Here is a 15,964-nt window from a genome sequence, read left to right as displayed (position 1 = left end):
GACATGTGGTCTTCGAGGTGGCGTGAATTGCGCCATGCATCGCCAACTCGCAAGCTGGCTCGGTCATTCACTCACTTGCCAGGGAGGCGTGCATTTTCTGGCGCGGTACCCAGTTCCGACCGTACCAGGCGCCTTGGTCTCATCCATTCGCCGCGCGCGTTTTCGGACAGTACCAATCCATGGCCAGGTCGATCGGGCGCATAGACGTAGCCGGCCCGGATTTCGATGGGCTGTTCCACCAGATGATCGAAGTTCTGAAACGAATATTCCAGCCATTCGACTTCCGGAAGCGCGACCGCCATGTGCACGCCGATCTCCAGAAAGGTGTTGCCGATGCTGACCGGGATGCCGAGCTCGGCGGCCAGCCAACCAATGTGCATAACATCGGTGACTTGACCGTGGACATTCAGGATGTCGGCTGCGTGGGCTTCCAGAAGAAGCCGTTTGCCTTGAAGATCCAGATACTCGCCGCTGTTGATCTGAGTCCATGTCATTGCTTGCCTGAGCATTCTCAATCCTTGGTGGTCGTGACGCAGGATTGGATCCTCGACCCAGAGAAGATCGTGGCCGGCATCGCGGATCGCCACCAATTTCATTAGCGCTTCCTTCGAGGTCCACGCCTCGTTCGGGTCGATCATGATTTCCGAGCCTGCCGGCACGCAGGTTTTCAACAGCTCCAGGCGCCGCAGATCGCGATCGAAATCCGGGTGGCCGACCTTGATCTTGAAAGCGGAATAGCCAAGCGATGCCGCGTGGGAAAACAAGGAAACGAAAGCATCATCGTCGAGGTGAAAATCGAGGCCACTGGCGTAGGCTTTCACACGGTTGCGACGACTGCCGAGCAGCACGTGAAGGGGTAGGCCAGCTTCCTTTGCCGCAAGATCCCAAAGCGCCACCTGGATCGCTTCATGAAAAGGCAGGGAGTACGCCCGCTGATTGCCACCGCGCGGGCGGTTCACACGATGAACCAGCGCGATCGCCTTATGTCCTTTCAGCCCCGGCCAAACCTCGTTTTCGAAAACGGTCTCAATCTCAGTCTGGTCGGGCAGGGGATTGAAGAGCGTCTGGATGAAGCCCAGTCCCACTTCACCACTGTTCGAAACGAGTTCCAGCGCAGCGACGTTTACATCGTCGGCTCGAACCTGACTGTCCCCGATTACCCGGTCGCGGGCGAACTGAAATCGGGTTATACGAAAATGCGAAAGGCTCATCACAGGGGCTTTCTGATCGTTTAGTATAACGCACTGATCTATCAGCTAAGATGTCTCAGTACCGAATCAATGGAGGTGCCGCAAGTGGTGGGCAAATCAAAAGCCATCTCTCATACCCTGGTGGCGGCCACCCGTATGAGCGATGTTGCCTACGAACGAATTCTGGAACGCTTGTTCGACAGGCGCGTTCCGGTCGGGGCATTCGTTTCGCAGAGCGAACTGTCCGCGATTGTTGACGTGCCCGTCGCTCCGCTTCGTGACGCTCTGCGCAAGCTCGAAGCGGAAGGAATTCTCACCATCCATCCACGCTCCGGAATCCAGTTCATAAAACCTGGCATGGAGCTCACGCGCGCCACCTACCAATTCCGCGCCATCATAGAGCGTTCGGCAATTCGCGTCTTTGCCGAGCAGGGCGATGAAGCCGTCATGAATGCCTTGGAAATGCGGCACTCTCGGCTGGTCCGGCGCATCGAACGGGAGGGTGTGGGAAAGGAGCAACTGGAGGAGATGGATGCGCTGGAGGGAGAGCTGCATGGCGCAATCATCGGCGCGCTGCGCAATCCCTTGATCGATAGCACCTATCGGCGCATGCACAATTATCTACGTCTGTTGCGGCTGGACAGCAAAGTCACCTCGCCGATCATGATCCGGACGCTCAAGGAACACCTCGACATCCTTGAGGCTTGCAGCACCAGGAATGCCGACGCTGCCGAAGCAAAGCTGCAGTCCCATTTCCAGGCGGCCATGCAGCGGAACCTTGGTCTGGTCTGACACGTCGTTGCTTGCCTCTCCGGCGCGGTTGCACGGCTTGGGAAATGATGTTACCCAACACTCCAACTGATCGATCAGTCTGCTGATCTGATATCTTGGAGGTTCGCATGCGGTTGAACAAAAGGCAGTTTCTCGTGGGTTCGGCGACCCTCGCGATGGCAGGGCGCATTGGTGGTGCCCGTGCCGCGAGTGCCATCAGTTACTGGCACCACTTCACCAGTCAGTCGGAAATGGCCAGCTTACTCAAGATCATCGGATTGTTTCAGGCAGCGAATGCAGATGTGGCGGTGATCCAGGAAAACATCCCGAACTCGGAATATATGGCCAAGGTTTCATCGGCCGTGCTGGCCGGCGGGCGTCCCGATACCGCCATGGTGATCGCCGAGCGCTTCGCCGATCTTACCGCGATGGAGGGATTGATCGATCTTACCGAGCGCGTGAATGGGTGGGAGGGCAAGGCGAACTTTCCCGACAACCGCTGGACCGGGCTTTCAAGCAATGGCGTCATTTATGCGGTTCCCGCCTTCGCCTTCGTTGACTGGATGTACTACCGCGCAGACTATTTCGAGGAAGCTGGACTGGCGGGGCCACCCCGAAATTTCGACGAATTCCTTCAGGCATCCCGCAAACTGACCAATCCTTCGAAGGGCAGGTATGCCTTCGGCATGCGCGCCGGCGCCGGCGGTTTCAAATATGTCATCGATGTCATGGAGGCGTTCGGCTCGCCGATCGTCAAGGATGGGCAGCCGGCCATCGAGAGGGCCGCGGCGATTGAGGCGATAACGTTCTATTCCGATCTCTTCCTGAAGGAAAAGGTCGTGCCGCCGAGCGCGCCCCACGACAGCTACCGTCAGATCATGGAAGCCTTCCGCACCGGGCAGACTGCGATGGTGTGGCATCATACCGGTTCGCTGAACGAAATCTCGAGTGCGATGAAGCAGGGCGAACAATTCTCGACCGCGCCGATGCCGGCCGGTCCGAAGGCGCATGTCGCTCGCGTCGCGTACGCCGGCAACGGCGTCATGAAGGAAGACAATATCGAGGCTGCCTGGCGGTGGGTGAGCTTCTGGGGCCAAACGGACGCTGCCCTGGCCCTGCTCGAGGGGACCGGCTATTTTCCGGCCTCCGCCGCTGCGCTGCAGGATCAGCGGATCACCGGCAATCCGATCTATAATGCGGCGACGGAAACGCTCAAGTTCGGACGCCTGCCGAACAATTTCGTCGGCGCCGCGGGCTGGTCCGAAAATGTCGTCAATCCCGCTTTCCAGTCGGTGCTGACGGGTCAGTCGACGCCGGAACAGGCAGTAGACCGCATGATCCAGGGCCTGGAGGCGGCGCTCCGCTGATCCCCGGACGTGCAGCCGTGCTCAGAACGCAACGGGACGGTGCTTTCGCATCGCAGATTCATGATAATAAGCTCGAGCAGATATCTGCCTATGCGGGCTCTCGGCGAACTGTCCGAGACCCGATACTGGATGTATTTGCTGCTCCTTCCCAGCCTCGCCCTTATCCTTCTCGTGATCGCCTATCCGACGCTTTACGGCATGGCAATCAGCTTTCGCGAGATGCGTCTGACGCGTCCCGGGTTGGATGGCTGGGTCGGCTTCAAACATTATCTAGCGATGTGGTCAGACCCGGTATTCTGGATCGCATTGAAGAACACCGTCGTGTGGGTTGCTGCCGCGGTCGTGCTGGAACTATCGCTTGGTCTTCTCGCCGCGACAGCTCTCAACAGGGATTTGCCGGGCACGAAAATCTTCGCCGTGCTCATCCTGCTTCCCTACTTCCTGCCCAATGTCGTAGCGGGCCATATGTGGGCCTTGCTGCTCGATCCGCGGCTCGGAGTCATCAACGATCTTCTTGTCCGGCTAGGCGTCCTGCAGGCCTACAAGGCATGGTTTGCTGATCCCAATACTGCGCTTGCGGCGACCATTCTCGTCGAGGCCTGGCATGGGTTTCCATTCTTCGCGCTGCTGCTGCTCGCGGGCCTGAAGGGTATTCCCGAGGATCTCTACAGGGCAGCGGCGGTCGACGGCGCAGGCCTGGCGGCGCAGCTCAGGCTGATCACCTTGCCGATGCTCAAGACCGTGATCGCGGCGGCAGTGATCCTGCGCGTCATCGGTCTGGTCAATTCGCCCGATCTGCTCCTCATTCTCACCGGTGGCGGACCGGGAGATGCCACGCAAGTGCTGTCGTTGTACGCCTTTCAGACTGCCTACAAGGAGTTCAATTTCGGCTACGCATCCGCCCTGTCGGTGGTGATGTTCGTGACCCTGATGATCTTCGCGGCCGGGTATATCCGCATCTCCAGGATTACCAAAGGACAGGGCGATGATTGAAAGCAAGCGTCACCGGCGGATGATCGCGAACATCGCCACCTACATCGTGCTCGCAAGCCTGACGGTGTTCTGCATCGGTCCGATGATCTGGATGTTCCTGACATCCCTCAAATATGAGGCCGACATTGTCACCCAGACGATGCAGTACCTCCCGAGCCGCGTTACCTTCGACAATTATGTCGCCATCTGGACGCAGTCAGGTTTCCCACGGCTTATAGGCAACAGCCTCGTCGTTACCTTGCTGACGGTGACGATCTGCGTCGTCACGGGCACGCTTGCCGCCTATGCATTTTCTCGCTTCGCGTTTCGAGGCCGAGATCAGCTCATGCTCGGCTATCTTGTCGTTCGCATGTTTCCCGCAGTCATGATGATCATTCCCCTTTATGTTGTTATGCGCGGTGTGGGGCTCGTCGACAGCCGTTTCGGCCTAGCGCTTGCCTATACGAGTTTCCTGCTGCCGCTGTTCGTGTGGATGCTCAAGGGGTTCTTCGATTCGGCACCTAAGGAACTCGAGAGCGCGGCTCGCATCGACGGGTCGACAAGGCTTGGCGCCATGGTCCGTATCGTCATGCCCCTTGCGCGGAACGGCCTGGTCGCAAGTTCGGTGTTCATTGCCATCGCGGCCTGGAATGAGTTCCTGTTCGCCCTGATGCTCACGACCGGGCAGGGGTCTCGCACCTGGCCCGTGGGCCTGCAACTGATGGTCGGAGAGTTCCAGCTTCCTTGGGGCGTTCTGGCGGCAGGCGGCATTCTCAGCATCATCCCGGTCATCGTGCTCTTCGCGATTGTCCAGCGAACCATGGTTCAGGGGCTGACCGCAGGCGCCATCAAAGGCTAGGAGTACTCGCATGGCGACACTTTCCATCAGGGACGTGCGCAAGTCCTATGGCTCCGTACAGGTTCTTCACGGGGTCGACATCGAGCTCGAGGACGGAGGCTTTCTGGTTCTGCTCGGGCCGTCCGGATGCGGCAAGTCGACCTTGCTCAACATGATTGCCGGCCTCGACGACACGTCCGGCGGTGACATCCTGATCGGTGGACGCTCGGTCCTCGACCTTGCGCCCAAGGACCGCAATATCGCGATGGTGTTCCAATCCTACGCGCTTTATCCCACCATGTCGGTCGCGAGGAATATCGGCTTCGGATTGGAAATGCGTGGCGTGGGCGCCGACCAGCGCACGCGTGCCGTGGAAGATGCCGCGCGAATGTTGCAAATCTCCCATCTGCTCGATCGACGCCCCGCCAACCTTTCGGGCGGACAGCGGCAGCGCGTTGCGATGGGCCGCGCGATCGTGCGCGACCCGGAGCTGTTCCTCTTCGACGAGCCATTGTCCAATCTCGATGCCAAGCTTCGCGTGGAAATGCGCACGGAGATCAAGCGCCTGCACGAGCGTCTCGGCACGAGCATCGTCTATGTCACGCATGATCAGATCGAGGCGATGACGCTGGGCACCAAGGTGGCCGTCATGAAAAACGGCTACATCCAGCAATTGGGCGATCCGCGCACCATCTATGAACGGCCCGCCAATATGTTCGTGGCAAGTTTCATCGGATCTCCGGCAATGAACTTCCTTGCCGGACGACTGGTCCCGGATTCGGAGGGTGTCCGGTTTCAAGCGAGCGGTGTATCGATCGTGTTGCCGACGCGGAACCGGCAGGTGGACTCTGAGCGACCGGTGATGTTGGGCATACGGCCTGAAGAGCTGAGAACCGTTGCGGAGAATCGAGCTTCGATCATTGGGGAGATCGACGTGGTAGAGCCCACCGGGCCTGAAACCATGGTGACTGTGCAGGTCGGCGAGAACACGATCATCGCGCGCCTGCCGCCGAGGTTTGCCGGCCGGCGCAAAGAGCCAATATTTCTTGCCGTCGATCCGGCGAGCGTCAACCTGTTCGATCCGGATAGCGAGCAGCGCATCGACATTTAGGACGTGGATACCAGCGGCTGGACGCAGTGGCGCAGGGATCCGCGATGTCGCCTCGAACTCATCCGGAGCGAATGCGGACCGCTTGCGGTCAAGCTGCGCTGGGTGAGCGGTATCTCGGCAGGGTAGTCAGCGAGCCTTGGCGATCAGTTCTGTCAGGCAATCAGCAGCCTCCGTCCCTGGCACGCCAAGATCTCTGACACTGTCCATGTGGTTGCGGTTCGGGAGCACATGCGACGTTACCAACGATCCCTGCCGCAGCAAGCTTGCTTTGAATCGATCGGCTTGCTGATGGAAGGGTGGCGTCTCATTGGCTCCGACCAGAACCGCCGCCCTGGTTTGAGGATCATGCCGACAGGCGAGCGGCGTAAACATGGCGACTTCCTCGTCGGTTATTCCAATCTCGTCGGCGAGAAAGGAATCCTGGAGCGGTTTCAAATCGTAGAGCCCGCTCAGCAGAAGAGCTGCCCTTACATTCGAGGGGGTATGCTCGTCGTTGAACAGAAACGTTGCAAGATGTGCTCCAGCCGAATGACCACTGACAGTCAGGGCCGCCGGGTTTCCGCCATGATCGGCGATGTTGGCCAGGATCCACTGCTTGGCGCGGCGCACCTGGTCGACGATCGTCGCCATTCGGACCTTGGGCATCAGAGCATAATCAAGGATGACGGCAATGGCCCCGGCCTGGGTAATCGTCGTCGCGACATATGAATAGTCGCGCTTGGAGAACATTCTCCAGTAGCCGCCATGGACAAAGATGTGCACCGGCAGCGCCGTTCTTTTCCCCGCGGGAAAGAACAGATCCATGGTTTCGGTCGGATCCGGTCCGCAGGCCACGTCCGCGGTCATCGCAATGGTGGCGCGGGCGGCCTCGCTGCGGCCAACGAAGTCCTGCACGATTTCGTCAAAATCCGCGACGTGGTCGCGGATGCGAAAGGGATCGTCTTGCATGCTTTCTCCGCTCACATGCTGATGGCGAGGTATTTCGCCTCCATGAACTCGGCAATGCCGTGATGCTGCCCTCCCTCGCGGCCGAGCCCACTCTGCTTAACGCCGCCGAAGGGGGCCGCCGGATCGGACATCAGCCCCCGGTTGACAGCGATCATCCCGGCCTCGATCCGGGAGGCCACCCGCATGCCGCGCGCCAGATCGCGCGTGTAGATGTAGGCAGCAAGCCCATATTCGGTGTCATTGGCGCGTGTGATGACCTCAGCCTCGGTGTCGAAGCTCGAGATCGGCGCCACGGGCCCGAATATCTCCTCATGCGCCATCTTTGCGTCGCCTGGCACGTCGCGAAGCACTGTAGGAGGGTAGAAGAAACCAGTTCCGGACAGGACTGAGCCGCCGCACATGACCCGCGCGCCGCGTGCGACTGCGTCGATGACAAGGCGATCTATTTTCTCGACCGCCTTTTTCGTGATCATGGGTCCGCATTCCGTGTCCGGGTCGGTGCCAGGGCCGACCTTGAGCGACGACATCCGCTTCTTGAGGCCGTCCGAGAAGGCTTCGTAAATGCCAGATTGCACGTAGAGGCGGTTGGCGGCCGTACAGGCCTCACCGGCGTTACGCATCTTGGCCACCATTGCGCCATCGAGCGCCGCTTCGAGATCGGCGTCGTCGAACACAATGAACGGTGCGTTGCCGCCGAGTTCCATCGAACACGAAACCACATGCCCGGCAGCCTCTGCCAGCAGAGCGCGACCCACACCCGTCGAACCGGTGAAGGAGAGCTTGCGCACTCGCGGGTCGGCCAGCATGGCGGCTGTCAAAGGGCCCGGACTGGAGGTCGTCAGGACGTTGACCACCCCCGGTGGCACGCCTGCGTCCTGATAGAGCGCGGCCAGCGCGTAGGCGGTAAGCGGGGTCTCGCTGGCTGGCTTCAGGATCACCGTGCATCCAGCGGCAAGTGCTGGCGCGATCTTGCGGGTCGCCATCGCGGCAGGGAAATTCCAAGGCGTGATCAGGACGCAGATGCCGATCGGTTCGTAGTCGACCACGATGCGGTTGGTGCCGGAAGGCGCAATACCGAATTCGCCAGTAATGCGAACGGCCTCCTCGGCATTCCAGCGGAAAAATTCCGCGGCATAAGCGATCTCGCCGCGGGCATCCCGCAGAGCCTTGCCGTTCTCCAATGCGATGAGAGTAGCCAGTGCCTCCGATCGTTCCGTCATCAACTCAAAGCAGCGTCTGAGGATCTCGGAACGCCTTCGCGGCGACGTTGTCCGCCAGCCGTGGGCTGCCTTGGCAGCGGCGTCAACGGCAGCGGCCGCGTCGTTCACGGTCGCATCGGGCACAGCGGCGATGACAGCCTCGGTCGAAGGATCGACGACCGGAATCACCCTGCCATCCGCGGACTGGCGCCATTGGCCGCCAATATACAGCCCGTGCGAGATTGTGTGGAAGTCGCTGATGCCCTGATCATCCGACAGAACCTGTGAAAACGTGTTCATCTCGATATTCCCGATTGTTACATGATGCTGGCGAGGTCGCCATCAAAGGCGGCCTGGACCAGGCGGCGCATGGACCCCAAGTCGAATGGACGCGGATTGTTCTTGATGAGGCGCTCGATACCAATCGCTTGTTCCGCCGTCCAATCGAGCTTATCGGCGGGCAGCCCCAGTTCGGCCAACGAGGGGGTGATCCCGATTGCCCCAAACAGCCGACTGACCTCGCCAATGGTCGCGTCGGCCAACTCTTCGGGCGTCCGGCCTTTACCATCGAGGCAGAGCGCGTTGGCGATCTCGGCCATCTCGGTCGCTGCGGCTGTTCTGTTGTACTTCATGACGTATGGCAGCATGGTGGCGACACCCAATCCGTGAGGGGTGTGGGTTATCGCGCCAACCGGGTATTGCACGGCGTGCGCTGCCGCTGTGCCGGCCGTTCCGAACGCACAGCCGGCGGCCAGTGCACCCATCATCACGTCGGCCCGGGCGTCCTCGTCAGAGGGCTGGCGGTATGCCGTTTCAAGGCTTCGGCCAAGCAGCTTGATCGCCAGCAGGGCGAAATGATCGGTCAAAGCGGTTTTGCCGATAAAGACATGTTTCTGCGGAAGGCGGGGATCGGTCCCCCGCCTGACGGCCGTGAAGGCCTCGATTGCATGCGTCAGCGCATCGGCGCCTGCGATCGCCGTCAATGCCGGCGGGCATGTCATCGTCAGTTCAGGATCGCAGATGGCCGCGGCCGCGATCAGATATGGGCTGGAGATGCCGACCTTCAGAGTGCGATCCGGATCGGAGATTACGGCGACCGGGGTCACTTCAGAGCCCGTGCCGGCTGTTGTCGGCACCGCGATCAGCGGCAGCGTCGGGCCGGGCACCTTGAACTCGCCGTAGTAATCCTGGAGCTGACCGCCGTGAGTGATGAGCAACGCGGCGCATTTGGCCATATCGAGACAACTGCCGCCGCCAATGCCGATCACCATGTCGGGCGCGAACCTCCGTGCTTCCTCAATGCAGACGGCAACGGTGTCCCGGGGAACGTCGGGTAGCACGCGATCATGCACCAGTACGTCTATCGAGGCGGCTCGCAGCGCCGCGACGATCTCTCCAAACGGGCCCGTTGCGGCAAAACGTTCATCGGTGCAGACGAGCACGCGACGCCCGAGCCTGGCCGCGACAACCGGAATGACGTGGCGTTGGCCCTTCCCGAAGAGGATTTCGCGCGGCAGCCTTATGGCAGCGAAAAGGCTCATTATCTGCATCCTGTGATGATGTCTGGATTGGAATGCGAAAGGCCGTTCAACTCGGCCCAAAGGCCGGGTTTTACGCCAAACCCCAGTTGCAGCGCGCTTGCGTTCCGACGCGTTGAACCATCGCCCGGAGCGCTGACGGTCCGTTCAGGCTCGGACGGTGAGGAAGCCCGGACCGCGGAGTCGGCCCGCTGCTCCAGCAGGGCCATCGCAAGTACGATTGCTTTGTCTTGAAACAGCCTCAAATTATATCCTCTATAAAATCGTATAGGATATAGGATTGCATTGGTCGGAGCATCGTGTTAGCAACTCAATGTGTCAAGAGGCAAAACATGCAGGCCATGAACTTACCCAGTCTAGACGAAGCGAACCTCGCCGGCGGGCGTATCCAGCGCTCCAGCAGCCTGGTTGAGGACGTCTACGAAGCGATTTTTGCGCAACTCATGTCGCTGAAGATTGCGCCGGGCTCGCGCATCACGGTCGACAGTCTGGTCAAGGAATTCAACGTCTCCCACACGCCGATCCGCGAGGCGCTCGGCCGGCTCGAAGGCGAAGGCCTGGTGCTGAAGACGCATCTGATCGGTTACCGCGCTGCGCCGCAGATCACGAAACGACGGTTTGACGAACTCTACGAGCTTCGCCTGCTGCTCGAGCCTCATGGCGCGGCCAAGGCAGCCGCGCTCATGGACGAGGTAAAGCTCGCACAGCTTCAGGAATCGGCGGGCGTCATGGCGCGCCGTGAAGGCAAGGACGAGCGCCTGAGGTATTCCAACTTCGCCCGCCAGGATGCCATTTTCCATGACAAGGTCATGGAATTCGCCAACAACGAACTCGTGCGCGAAACGCTGGCGCACCAGCATACCCACTTCCACATATTTCGCCTGATGTTCCATTCGCGCGTCACCGAAGAGGCGCTTGACGAACATGAGGCCATCCTGGCCGCTTTCGCTGCGGCCGATCCTGCCGCTGCCGAGCAGGCGATGCGTCGCCATATCGAGCATTCCCGCGACCGCTTGTTGCTGGCGTTCGACTGAGACGGTCCCGATGTCCATTGCGGTTCGTATCGATGCAGGGAAGGCAGGCGTATCGGCTGTCTACATGACCGTCGCCAACCTGATTGGGCAGGCACCGGTTCGGGGCAACGTGAAGCTGGACGCCACTTTGATCACGCAGGCCAATGCCAAGGAATACTCCCCCGATTCACCCTTTGAAAACTCAAATACCGGGCGAGCATATGGCTCGCCGGGCCGTTGTCATAGGAAAGGAAACGACCATGCCAGGCAAAAAGATCCTAATGCTGACCGGTGAGTTCACCGAGGAATACGAAATCTTCGTCTACCAGCAGGCGATGGAAGCGGTGGGCCACACTGTCCATGTCGTGTGCCCAGACAAAAGCGCCGGAGACGTGATCAAAACATCGCTGCACGATTTCGAGGGCGATCAGACCTACACCGAAAAGCTCGGCCACTATGCGCTGATCAACAAGACCTTCTCCGACGCTGAGAAGCAGCTGGAGCAATACCACGCTGTGTACTGCGCCGGCGGTCGCGGCCCCGAATACATCCGCACCGACAAGCGCGTGCAGGCGATGGTGCGCCACTTCCACGAGAGCAAAAAACCCATTTTCACGATCTGCCACGGCGTGCAGATCCTGATTGCGGTAGACGGCGTCGTGCGTGGCAAGAAGGTCGGCGCACTGGCGGCGTGCGAGCCCGAAGTGACGCTTGCGGGCGGCACTTATATCGACCTGTCTCCAACGGAGGCATATGTCGACGGCACGATGGTTTCAGCCAAGGGCTGGACGGCGCTTGCAGCGTTTATCCGCGAGTGCCTGAACGTGCTTGGGACAGAAATCCGCCACGCGTAGACCTTCTTCCGACGCGTCTCAAAGGGGTGCGTCGGTTCCCTTTCTGGAAGGAGAACTTGTCACCGCCAATTCGGCCTCGGATCACAAAACGCCTGCATCGCGCTGAGTTTTCTCCCAGGATCAAAGGTCTTTCGCTATGCATTGATACTGGTTTCATCAAATCCCGTAAGCGAACGCATCAGTGTTTCCCTTGCTGAAGCCAGATGCGCTCGGCAGGCTACCTCAATCCGAGTGGAGTTGCGGCTCTCAAGCGCATCGATATAGGCAATGTGTTCGTGGATTGCGGCAAGGTTGCGCTGCTTTTCGTCCTGCTTGTTCCACTGATAGTGGTAGTGAAAAATAAACGTGATGATGTCGTAGAAATCATCGATGAAGCGGTTCGGTGATGCCTCGTTTATGAGCCGGTGGAACCGGTTGTCCAGGCCGGAGAAGTCGTGAAAGCGGCTCTCAATTCGCTCCAGCAGGTCTGCGTGCGCCATCTTGAGCGCGGCGAGTTTCGACCATAGCGGAGAGCTGTTCGGCTGCAGTGAAAACAGTTGTGCCGAACGCAGTTCAAACATCACCCGGATCTCGAAGAGCTCAAGTGCAAAGTCTTCAGTGAAACCCTTGAAAAGCCAGCCTGTATTCGGCCTTTTCTCGATCAGTCCAAACCGGCTGAAGCGGATCAGGAATTCGCGAATTCCATTGGTCGCAACACCGAATTGCCGTGCAAGCTCAAGCTCATTGATGCTGGTTCCGGGCCTGGTGTCACCCCGCAGCATCCACTCCATGAACTGCTGTTCGACATGTTTGGCGCGAGGCGTAGTTTCGGCGTCCGGATAGTAGTCGCTGTCGCCGACCGCGCGGCCCGTCGCTCTGAGGCCGTGGCGTTCGGTGACAAGTTCGCGGTTAACAAGTTCTCGCAAAACCTTTCGGACGGTTGTGCGGCTGACGCACATTCGCCGTCTAAGCTCATTTTCGGAAGGAAGTTCGCCGGCCAATTGTCCGTCGCGCAGCATATTTGCAGCTCGATTGAAGGCCTTCTTGTAGACGGTGTCCGTTCTCATCGGATTTTCCTTTGGAACAATACCTTGTCCTTTTTAGCATGAACTTTATCCATAAAAAACAACTTGACCCGACCCTGCTGGTTGTTTTTTATCGATAAGAAGAGGCACGAATTGAGTTTTTGACGACGCGGCTCGCACAAGCTGCGGCGGGGAGGGGAAATTTGCCTGAAACGGGAAACACCGGCACGACTGTCGGCGAGGCCGCGTTGCCAGCATCCAGGAAGTCAGAAGCCGTCCCCGGCCTTGCGCTTGGCCTGATGCTGCTGAGCGCTGGTCCGGTCGTCATCCTGGTGCTGCTGGTCGCCGTCCTCAGCTTTCTGTCACCCTATTTCCTGACAGGACGCAATCTCAGCAACATCCTCGCCCAGACGGCCGTCATCTCGGTTGTGGCGATGGGCCAGCATCTGGTCATCCTGACACGCGGCATCGATCTCTCCGTCGGCTCGAACCTTGCGCTGGCTTCCGTCGTCGGCGCGCTGAGCTTTCATGCTGGCGCCCCCGCCATCGTTGTGATCGCGGTGATGGTCGGCTGCGGTGCCGCGGTCGGCGCGATCAACGGGCTCTTCTATGTCTTCGGCCGACTGCCGCATCCTTTCATCATCACGCTGGCAACATTGAGCATCGCCAAGGGGTTGGCGCTACAACTGGCCGATGGCCGCGCCATCCCTGGCATGCCGGATTCGATCGATGCGCTTGGCCGCGACGCGGTCTGGGGTCTGCCTGGATCGGTTTTCGTTGTTGCCGGCGTTGCCGCGGTGCTTTTCGTCATGGCCAAAACCATGGTCTGGGGGCGCTGGATTTACGCCGTTGGCGGCCGCCCCGACGCTGCATTGCGCATGGGTATTCCCGTGTCCTTGGTCCTGGTTTCGGTCTATGTCATCTCAGGGCTGTGCGCGGGCATCGGTTCCGTCATCCTTGCCGGCCGCACCGACGCCGGTTCGCCGCTGTTCGGCAATCTGCTGGAACTGGATACGATCGCGGCGGTGATCATTGGCGGCGCCAGCTTTCTTGGCGGTCGCGGCCACCTCGGCCATGCCTTGATCGGCGCCATCATGATCGGCGTTATCCGCAACGCGCTCAACCTGCTCAACGTCAACGTCTTTTTCCAGCTCATCGTCATCGGCGTCGTCATCGTCATAGCGGTCGAGTCCGACGTGCTGCGCAATTACCTCGAAGGACGTGTGCGTGTCCTGCAAGCCGGGAGGCAGTCATGATCGCTGCTGCGGCCAACGCCGATCATGCGATCACCGCGGACAATCCCGTGCTGGCGGTATGCGGTGCTACCAAGCGTTTCGGTTCGGTTCTGGCGCTGGATGATGTCAGCATCGAGGTTCGGCGAGGCGAGATCGTCGGCCTGCTCGGCGACAATGGCGCGGGCAAATCGACGCTAACCAAATGCATCAGCGGGGTGCACCAACTCGATGCCGGCGCGATCTTTTTGGATGGTGCGCCAACGCAGATACGCTCCCCTGCGGATGCGCGCTTCGCCGGCATCGAGACCGTCTATCAGGACCTGGCGCTGTTCGACAATCTGACACCGGGACAGAACTTCTTTGCCGGTCGCGAGTTAGCTGGCCCGCAATGGCTTCCGCGCGGCCTGCGATTTCTGCAGCAGCGCCGAATGGACGCCGAGACCCGCGCTCTGTTGGTGAATCTCAAGGTCACGTTGCCGCGGCTGGATGCCGTCGTCGCCATGATGTCGGGTGGACAAAGACAAGCCATTGCCGTGGCCCGCTCGACCGTATTCGCCCGCAAGGTTGTCATTCTGGATGAGCCGACCGCCGCACTCGGCCTGCGTGAATCACGCCAGGTGCTCAATCTGGTTGCTGCGCTCCGCGACCAGGGCAATGCCGTCATCCTGATCACTCACAACATGGAACACGTCGTCGAACTCGCCGATCGCGCGGTGGTGCTTCGCCAGGGCCGCAGGGTCGGCGAACTGGTGCCGACCAAGGACAACAAACAGGAGCTGGTTTCCATGATCGTTGGAGCCTGACCCGTTCGAGATTTGGGGACCGTTCCGGTCCGCAAATGCCTGAAGCGTCTCCCGCAGGGAGGCGTCTCAATCCAAGGGAGGAAAACAATGCCAATGAACCGAAAACTGTTCGCAGGGCTGGCGATCGCCGTTGCGTTTTCTATGCCGGCTTCGGCCGCAGACAAGATCAAGATCGGCCTGATCACGAAATTCCCGGTGCCGTTCTACTCGACCATGGAGGACGCCGCCAAGAAATACGCGGCCGCTCATCCGGAAATCGAGCTGGTCACCGGGCAGGGCCAGGCGGCTACTGACATCGAAGGTCAGATCGCACTGATCGAGTCCATGATCACGCAAGGCGTCAAGGGGCTGGCAATCACGCCGGTCGACCCGACGGTCGCGCCGGCGCTCGACAAGGCGGTCGCCGCCGGCATCAAGGTGGTTCTCGTCGACAACAGCATTCCCAACTGGAAAGGCCAGACGGCATTGGTCTCGACCAACAACCTCAACGGCGGCAAGATCGCCGGAGCGTATCTGAAGACGGTGCTCAAGAGCGGTGACAAGATCGGTATCTTGCAAGGCGTTCCCGGGGTGCCGGCTCTGGATGACCGGGTCACGGGCATGATGGAAGGATTGGGCGACGTCAAGGTCGAAGTCGTCGGCAAGGGTGCAACCAACTGCACGCTGGAACTTGGCACGTCAGTGACCGAAGACATCCTGACCGCCAATCCTGATCTCAAGGCGATCTACTCGGCCTGCGGCCCGCCGATCCCTGGAGCCGTCAAGTCGATCAGCAATGCCGGCATTGCCAACGACAACCTCATAGTGGTTGGCTTTGACGCCTGCTGCGGTGAGATCGAAGCGATCAAGTCAGGGGCGGAGGACGCCAGCGTGGCTCAATTTCCGGCGAAAATGGGTGAGCTTGGCATCGATACCGTCGTCAAGGCCATCCGTGGGGAACCCGTCGAGGCCAATGTGGATACCGGCGCCGGGCTGGTGACGCTGCAGAACGTCAAGGACTTCGAGTGATCCAGCAGTGGGGGGGGGGGGGGGGGGGGCGCCGACAGTGGGCTTGAAGGGCCGCACGGATGGATAAGGATGGTGTTTAAGTAATCAAGCTCCAAAACAAGAAGACTGTGTGG

Annotated in this window: 16 protein-coding genes; 11 read left to right on the top strand and 5 right to left on the bottom strand. The window is 59.9% G+C overall.

The window, feature by feature from the left end; translation table 11 throughout:
• Positions 1 to 71 precede the first annotated feature (71 nt).
• Positions 72 to 1,211 carry a mandelate racemase/muconate lactonizing enzyme family protein gene (locus NKH89_RS32735; RefSeq protein ID WP_352911414.1) on the bottom strand — a complete coding sequence of 380 codons (1,140 nt, stop codon included), beginning with the start codon at positions 1,209 to 1,211 and terminating at the stop codon, positions 72 to 74.
• 135 nt (positions 1,212 to 1,346) lie between these two features.
• Between NKH89_RS32735 and NKH89_RS32730 the strand changes: the two genes are divergently transcribed.
• The 5 genes from NKH89_RS32730 to NKH89_RS32710 all read left to right on the top strand — a co-directional run bounded on the left by NKH89_RS32730 (position 1,347) and on the right by NKH89_RS32710 (position 6,249).
• Positions 1,347 to 1,982 (top strand): GntR family transcriptional regulator, encoded by a 636-nt coding sequence (locus tag NKH89_RS32730; RefSeq protein ID WP_502896975.1) that lies wholly within the window; start codon positions 1,347 to 1,349, stop codon positions 1,980 to 1,982.
• A 107-nt stretch (positions 1,983 to 2,089) separates the two neighbouring features.
• Positions 2,090 to 3,328: an extracellular solute-binding protein gene (locus tag NKH89_RS32725; RefSeq protein ID WP_352911409.1), complete on the top strand. Its 1,239-nt coding sequence runs from the start codon at positions 2,090 to 2,092 to the stop codon at positions 3,326 to 3,328.
• A gap of 129 nt (positions 3,329 to 3,457) precedes the next feature.
• The gene (locus NKH89_RS32720) at positions 3,458 to 4,321 is read left to right on the top strand and encodes a carbohydrate ABC transporter permease (RefSeq protein ID WP_245278558.1); all 864 of its coding nucleotides are present in this window, start codon (positions 3,458 to 3,460) and stop codon (positions 4,319 to 4,321) included.
• On the top strand, positions 4,314 to 5,159 hold the full coding sequence (locus NKH89_RS32715) for a carbohydrate ABC transporter permease (protein ID WP_352484910.1): 846 nt from the start codon (positions 4,314 to 4,316) through the stop codon (positions 5,157 to 5,159). Before NKH89_RS32720 ends, NKH89_RS32715 begins: the two co-directional genes overlap by 8 nt.
• A 10-nt stretch (positions 5,160 to 5,169) precedes the next feature.
• Positions 5,170 to 6,249, top strand: a complete 1,080-nt coding sequence (locus NKH89_RS32710) for an ABC transporter ATP-binding protein (RefSeq protein WP_352911407.1) — start codon at positions 5,170 to 5,172, stop codon at positions 6,247 to 6,249.
• Between the two features lie 126 nt (positions 6,250 to 6,375).
• On the opposite strand, the gene NKH89_RS32705 is transcribed toward NKH89_RS32710, so the two are convergent.
• Genes NKH89_RS32705 through NKH89_RS32695 form a run of 3 tightly spaced genes read right to left on the bottom strand, consistent with a single transcriptional unit; the run spans position 6,376 to position 9,937 of the window.
• Positions 6,376 to 7,197, bottom strand: a complete 822-nt coding sequence (locus NKH89_RS32705) for an alpha/beta hydrolase (RefSeq protein ID WP_353043774.1) — start codon at positions 7,195 to 7,197, stop codon at positions 6,376 to 6,378.
• An 11-nt stretch (positions 7,198 to 7,208) separates the two neighbouring features.
• Complete coding sequence (locus NKH89_RS32700; RefSeq protein WP_352911401.1) at positions 7,209 to 8,696, bottom strand: NAD-dependent succinate-semialdehyde dehydrogenase; 1,488 nt, start codon at positions 8,694 to 8,696, stop codon at positions 7,209 to 7,211.
• Between the two features lie 17 nt (positions 8,697 to 8,713).
• Complete coding sequence (locus NKH89_RS32695; RefSeq protein WP_352588832.1) at positions 8,714 to 9,937, bottom strand: iron-containing alcohol dehydrogenase; 1,224 nt, start codon at positions 9,935 to 9,937, stop codon at positions 8,714 to 8,716.
• A gap of 329 nt (positions 9,938 to 10,266) precedes the next feature.
• On the opposite strand from NKH89_RS32695, the gene NKH89_RS32690 reads away from it, so the two are divergent.
• Genes NKH89_RS32690 through NKH89_RS32680 form a run of 3 tightly spaced genes read left to right on the top strand, consistent with a single transcriptional unit; the run spans position 10,267 to position 11,801 of the window.
• Complete coding sequence (locus tag NKH89_RS32690; RefSeq protein WP_023718518.1) at positions 10,267 to 10,968, top strand: GntR family transcriptional regulator; 702 nt, start codon at positions 10,267 to 10,269, stop codon at positions 10,966 to 10,968.
• 10 nt (positions 10,969 to 10,978) lie between these two features.
• Positions 10,979 to 11,242, top strand: coding sequence for a hypothetical protein (locus tag NKH89_RS35915; RefSeq protein ID WP_502896972.1), 264 nt, complete (start codon positions 10,979 to 10,981; stop codon positions 11,240 to 11,242).
• Entirely contained in the window at positions 11,208 to 11,801 is a 594-nt protein-coding gene (locus NKH89_RS32680) for a DJ-1/PfpI family protein (protein WP_352549507.1), read from the top strand. Before NKH89_RS35915 ends, NKH89_RS32680 begins: the two co-directional genes overlap by 35 nt.
• A 134-nt stretch (positions 11,802 to 11,935) precedes the next feature.
• On the opposite strand, the gene NKH89_RS32675 is transcribed toward NKH89_RS32680, so the two are convergent.
• The gene (locus NKH89_RS32675) at positions 11,936 to 12,847 is read right to left on the bottom strand and encodes a GntR family transcriptional regulator (protein ID WP_352911398.1); all 912 of its coding nucleotides are present in this window, start codon (positions 12,845 to 12,847) and stop codon (positions 11,936 to 11,938) included.
• A gap of 161 nt (positions 12,848 to 13,008) precedes the next feature.
• On the opposite strand from NKH89_RS32675, the gene NKH89_RS32670 reads away from it, so the two are divergent.
• From NKH89_RS32670 to NKH89_RS32660, 3 genes are all read left to right on the top strand, one after another.
• Positions 13,009 to 14,061, top strand: a complete 1,053-nt coding sequence (locus NKH89_RS32670) for an ABC transporter permease (protein WP_352911395.1) — start codon at positions 13,009 to 13,011, stop codon at positions 14,059 to 14,061.
• Positions 14,058 to 14,843, top strand: coding sequence for an ATP-binding cassette domain-containing protein (locus NKH89_RS32665; RefSeq protein WP_352911393.1), 786 nt, complete (start codon positions 14,058 to 14,060; stop codon positions 14,841 to 14,843). Before NKH89_RS32670 ends, NKH89_RS32665 begins: the two co-directional genes overlap by 4 nt.
• Before the next feature lie 141 nt (positions 14,844 to 14,984).
• A complete protein-coding gene (locus NKH89_RS32660) occupies positions 14,985 to 15,851 on the top strand; it encodes a sugar ABC transporter substrate-binding protein (RefSeq protein WP_502896974.1) in 867 nt (288 codons plus the stop codon).
• Positions 15,852 to 15,964 lie beyond the last annotated feature (113 nt).

It is taken from the genome of Mesorhizobium sp. M0923, assembly GCF_040319365.1.
In the GTDB taxonomy this organism is placed as follows: domain Bacteria; phylum Pseudomonadota; class Alphaproteobacteria; order Rhizobiales; family Rhizobiaceae; genus Mesorhizobium.
This window is presented reverse-complemented; position numbering and strand designations above follow the sequence as displayed.

Coding starts and splice junctions, on each gene's coding strand:
- NKH89_RS32675 (WP_352911398.1), bottom strand. CDS start 12,847: ATGAGAACGGACACCGTCTACAAGAAGGCCTTCAATCGAGCTGCAAAT.
- NKH89_RS35915 (WP_502896972.1), top strand. CDS start 10,979: ATGTCCATTGCGGTTCGTATCGATGCAGGGAAGGCAGGCGTATCGGCT.
- NKH89_RS32710 (WP_352911407.1), top strand. CDS start 5,170: ATGGCGACACTTTCCATCAGGGACGTGCGCAAGTCCTATGGCTCCGTA.
- NKH89_RS32730 (WP_502896975.1), top strand. CDS start 1,347: ATGAGCGATGTTGCCTACGAACGAATTCTGGAACGCTTGTTCGACAGG.
- NKH89_RS32665 (WP_352911393.1), top strand. CDS start 14,058: ATGATCGCTGCTGCGGCCAACGCCGATCATGCGATCACCGCGGACAAT.
- NKH89_RS32725 (WP_352911409.1), top strand. CDS start 2,090: ATGCGGTTGAACAAAAGGCAGTTTCTCGTGGGTTCGGCGACCCTCGCG.
- NKH89_RS32735 (WP_352911414.1), bottom strand. CDS start 1,211: ATGAGCCTTTCGCATTTTCGTATAACCCGATTTCAGTTCGCCCGCGAC.
- NKH89_RS32680 (WP_352549507.1), top strand. CDS start 11,208: ATGCCAGGCAAAAAGATCCTAATGCTGACCGGTGAGTTCACCGAGGAA.
- NKH89_RS32705 (WP_353043774.1), bottom strand. CDS start 7,197: ATGCAAGACGATCCCTTTCGCATCCGCGACCACGTCGCGGATTTTGAC.
- NKH89_RS32715 (WP_352484910.1), top strand. CDS start 4,314: ATGATTGAAAGCAAGCGTCACCGGCGGATGATCGCGAACATCGCCACC.
- NKH89_RS32700 (WP_352911401.1), bottom strand. CDS start 8,696: ATGAACACGTTTTCACAGGTTCTGTCGGATGATCAGGGCATCAGCGAC.
- NKH89_RS32660 (WP_502896974.1), top strand. CDS start 14,985: ATGCCGGCTTCGGCCGCAGACAAGATCAAGATCGGCCTGATCACGAAA.
- NKH89_RS32720 (WP_245278558.1), top strand. CDS start 3,458: ATGTATTTGCTGCTCCTTCCCAGCCTCGCCCTTATCCTTCTCGTGATC.
- NKH89_RS32690 (WP_023718518.1), top strand. CDS start 10,267: ATGCAGGCCATGAACTTACCCAGTCTAGACGAAGCGAACCTCGCCGGC.
- NKH89_RS32695 (WP_352588832.1), bottom strand. CDS start 9,937: ATGAGCCTTTTCGCTGCCATAAGGCTGCCGCGCGAAATCCTCTTCGGG.